General features: G+C 52.9%; 1 rRNA gene. It reads left to right on the top strand.

The features are described from left to right. A 23S ribosomal RNA gene (locus BP27_RS0113625) occupies positions 1–1,494 on the top strand; the annotation flags it as partial.

Genomic DNA, 1,494 nt, shown 5'->3' on the forward strand with positions numbered 1-1,494 from the left:
CCCCCGCCGGAAGACCAAGGTTTCCTATCCCATGCTAATCAGGGTAGGGTGAGTCGGCCCCTAAGGCGAGGCTGAAAAGCGTAGTCGATGGGAAGCAGGTTAATATTCCTGCACTTGTTATTACTGCGATGGGAGGACGGAGAAGGCTAGGTGAGCCAGGCGTTGGTTGTCCTGGTGAACGTGCGTAGGTGGTGGTTTTAGGCAAATCCGGAACCGCTTAACACCGAGACACAAGAGGAAGAGGATCTTCGGAGAATCGAACTCATTGATGCCACGCTTCCAAGAAAAGTCTCTAAGCTTCAGGTAATAACAAACCGTACCCCAAACCGACACAGGTGGTCAGGTCGAGAAGACCAAGGCGCTTGAGAGAACTCGGGTGAAGGAACTAGGCAAAATGGTGCCGTAACTTCGGGAGAAGGCACACCGACGCGTAGGTGACGTTAACACTAACTGAGCTGAAGTCGGTCGAAGATACCAGGCCCCTGCAACTGTTTATTAAAAACACAGGACTCTGCAAACACGTAAGTGGACGTATAGGGTCTGACGCCTGCCCGGTGCCGGAAGGTTAATTGATGGGGTTAGCGTAAGCGAAGCTCTTGATCGAAGCCCCGGTAAACGGCGGCCGTAACTATAACGGTCCTAAGGTAGCGAAATTCCTTGTCGGGTAAGTTCCGACCTGCACGAATGGCGTAATGATGGGGGCGCTGTCTCCACCCGAGACTCAGTGAAATTGAAATCGCCGTGAAGATGCGGTGTATCCGCGGCTAGACGGAAAGACCCCGTGAACCTTTACTATAGCTTCACACTGGACTTTGATATTGCTTGTGTAGGATAGCTGGGAGACTTAGAAACTGCGACGCTAGTTGCAGTGGAGTCAACCTTGAAATACCAGCCTGGCAATCTTGAGGTTCTAACCTAGGTCCATTATCTGGATCGGGGACCGTGTGTGGTGGGTAGTTTGACTGGGGCGGTCTCCTCCTAAAGAGTAACGGAGGAGCACAAAGGTACCCTCAGGCTGGTCGGAAATCAGTCAATGAGTGCAAGAGCATAAGGGTGCTTGACTGCGAGACAGACACGTCGAGCAGGTACGAAAGTAGGTTCTAGTGATCCGGTGGTTCTGTATGGAAGGGCCATCGCTCAACGGATAAAAGGTACTCCGGGGATAACAGGCTGATACCGCCCAAGAGTTCACATCGACGGCGGTGTTTGGCACCTCGATGTCGGCTCATCACATCCTGGGGCTGAAGTCGGTCCCAAGGGTATGGCTGTTCGCCATTTAAAGTGGTACGCGAGCTGGGTTTAGAACGTCGTGAGACAGTTCGGTCCCTATCTGCCGTGGACGTTGGAGACTTGAGAAGAGCTGCTCCTAGTACGAGAGGACCGGAGTGGACGAACCGCTGGTGTTTGGGTTGTCATGCCAATGGCATTGCCCAGTAGCTACGTTCGGACAGGATAACCGCTGAAAGCATCTAAGCGGGAAGCCCCCTTCAAGAT

Source organism: Marinospirillum insulare DSM 21763, from assembly GCF_000686905.1.
GTDB classification, from domain to species: Bacteria; Pseudomonadota; Gammaproteobacteria; order Pseudomonadales; family Halomonadaceae; genus Marinospirillum; species Marinospirillum insulare.